Source organism: Maribacter luteocoastalis, assembly GCF_048890225.1.
Classification (GTDB): Bacteria; Bacteroidota; Bacteroidia; order Flavobacteriales; family Flavobacteriaceae; genus Maribacter; species Maribacter luteocoastalis.
In genome coordinates, this window is record NZ_JBMFZG010000019.1 from 1 (window position 1) to 2772 (window position 2772).

The following is a 2772-nucleotide window of genomic DNA, read 5'->3' on the forward strand; positions in this document are numbered from 1 at the left end:
TTGCCCGTTGTAATTTCGTCTAAAATTTTCAGTTTAAAAGGTTCTGAATACCGTCTGATCACTTTGTCATTTCTATACATAATGTTTAAAATTATGTAGCCTTATTTCAGGACGGGTCAAACTTGTGTACAACGGTTCGTGTATGATTAGTTGCGGACTTTTCCACCGGAAAATGTCCGCCTAACTCTAAAGATAATTGATTGCAGTGATTTCCCTGTGGGAAATCCGACCGCAATTAATTATACACCGTGTTACCTGTAGTTTTTTTTAGTGTATTATTATTGTTTCGTGATATGAATTACACCAATCGATGACTCTTCCATTCTCATCTAACTCAATATGATAGTTATTTGTTCGTCTCTCGTAATTCTCGTAAATGTTAACAAAAAACCTCTTTGAGTTGTTAATAGAAACCATTGGATAGCTAATAAATAGTTTCGGGAAACTACCTCGTCCATTTTTCCTGATTTTAAACTGTTTTCTGTCTATCTCACTAAAGTTCAGTTCAAACTTGTCCGAATCTATATTGTTCTGTCCATATGCAGTTTTATCAACCTCATTTATTTGATTTTTAAAAACAGGATTTTTAAGACACTCTCCTTCTGCAGAATAGCGATTGGAATCTTGAAAGTCCGAAAAGTATCGATAAACACTAATTCTTTTTTCTACTGGGTTCGCTTTGAGAATCTCCAATCGGTAAAAGTCAAACGCATTTTGTTCAAAAAAAGGCAATTCCGATTGTGCGAATCCAACTCCGATTCCAAAAATCCATAAAGTCAATATTTTTAGTATGTTTTTCAAAATTACAGGTAACGCCTGAGCTATGAAAAGTAAGGGAGTAAACTAGCGTTTACTTTCCGCCACGCACTTAGCAAAGTCTTTTTGTTTTGTTTTATCTTTTTTGTTTAAAGCAAAATCCCAAAGATTTTGCAGACATCATAAAAATGCACGAACCTTTCGATTAAGCCCATAGTCCTTATTTTTTATAGGTTTTGTTAGCCACAGTATTTATTCCAATGCCACTTTTATAGCTTTTTCCAATACTTCGTCACGACCTTGCTTAATACCCAGAATAGTGGGCTTTACCTCAATATCAATTCTTACGCCCTTTCTCTGTGTTTCGGTAAAATCAGGATAAAATATGCCTATGCCAGAAAAACCTGTTTTAAAACCTCCAATAAACTCCACTCTACTGACATTACCATCAGCTCCAAGAGTTTGGCTGCCAATTGTGATTGAATTATTTACTGTTTGTAAGCCCATTGCATACAATTCAGCATAGCTAATTGTACGTGAATTAACGAGAATAATTACTTTTCCTCGGTAAGGATTATTGTTGTTTTCTCCCATTGACATTGGTTCTTCCCAGTAGAATTTTCCAGGGTAATTCAAGTCGGGAATAATGGAAACTAAAAGCTCTTTGGCAGATGGGTTTAAAAAATTTAAAATATATGGTAATGTAAATTTTGGGTAATTCCTTAAATCAAAAATAATAGATTTTGTATTTTTTATTTCTTCTAAAATAGCGGAAACATCAGATACTTCAACTTCTCCTAAGTTTATATATCCAATATTGTTTTCAAGTATCTTCCACTTATCAGTTGAGGGTTTTTTATACTTGAATTGGTCGAAAGAATACCTTCCAATTTCATTTCCTTTAATCTTGTCGTTTCTTAAAAACTCAATCTCAATGGAATCTGTTACACCGTTAAAAATTTTATTAAAGGCATATGCAAACTTTGCCGAGGTATTTGAACCTTGGATGAATTCACTTTTTTGTTGCAATATTTCATTTATAGTCTTTCCGTTTGCTTTTTCAATTACATCTCCAATTCTCAAATCATTTATATCAGCTAAGGAATCATTATAAAAACTAGTGATAACTGCTTTATTATCTACGATACTAAATTTTGCAGGAATATATTTTGCGCCAAAATAGTCAATAGTTAAATTGGTATTAAGTCCAGCATGACTATCATCTAAATCAACGATGATTTCTAACATCGCTAAATGATAATCTAATTCGGATTGGGGGCTCAAAAATTTCGGAAGCATTTCTTGTAGAACCTGATTCCAATTTTTGTCCATTTGATATTTGTATGGAAAAAAATATTCTATCGAATTCCAATATCTGAAAAGAGACAAAATTCTCATTTTTTTATCCTTCCAGTCAAAATTTTGATAACTAGCTTCATTAGTCAATATTACGTTACCTGCATTTTTGTTTTTTGTAACAAATTTACTTTTACCTTGAAAACGGTTATTCTCAATGTATTTTAAGTTCTCCCCTAATTCATTGGTAAACAACGTGCTGTCTTGTATCCATGACAGGTTGAAATTTTTACTAAAATAGTTTAAGTTGGTTTTGGATGTACATGAACGGCATTTTTTGATTTTTCCAAGACTATTAATTAAATCAGAAAAAACAATAGATAAATCCTCCTTTGATTTTGCCTTTTCTATTTTTGGAAATAACTCAATGAGTTTCTTGTCCCAGTCAAATTTTCCCTTTGCCACATTCGGATGATAATACTTCAAAAAGCCCCATACTTTTGCGGTTCTGAAAAGTTTTTCATTTTCAGAAAGTTCTTGTTGAGAATTTATAGTACTAGAACTAAGAACAAAAATTAATAATATAAGTAAAGGTTTCTTCATATGTTCGTTAATATACATTGTTTACAAAAGTTATAGATTAGAGTTTACACTAAGTTAGTTTCTAACCTCACTGATTGTTCTTTTTTTCTAAACACATGTTCATCAAAGTATCCTAAA

2 protein-coding genes are annotated in these 2772 nt (G+C 31.9%); both read right to left on the reverse strand.

The annotated features are described in order from the left end of the window. Positions 1–267 precede the first annotated feature (267 nt). Positions 268–801, reverse strand: a complete 534-nt coding sequence (locus ACOCEA_RS17845; protein WP_420757634.1) for a hypothetical protein — start codon at positions 799–801, stop codon at positions 268–270. Positions 802–1008: 207 nt separating this feature from the next. Then, positions 1009–2307: a S41 family peptidase gene (locus ACOCEA_RS17850; RefSeq protein WP_420757635.1), complete on the reverse strand. Its 1299-nt coding sequence runs from the start codon at positions 2305–2307 to the stop codon at positions 1009–1011. Positions 2308–2772 lie beyond the last annotated feature (465 nt).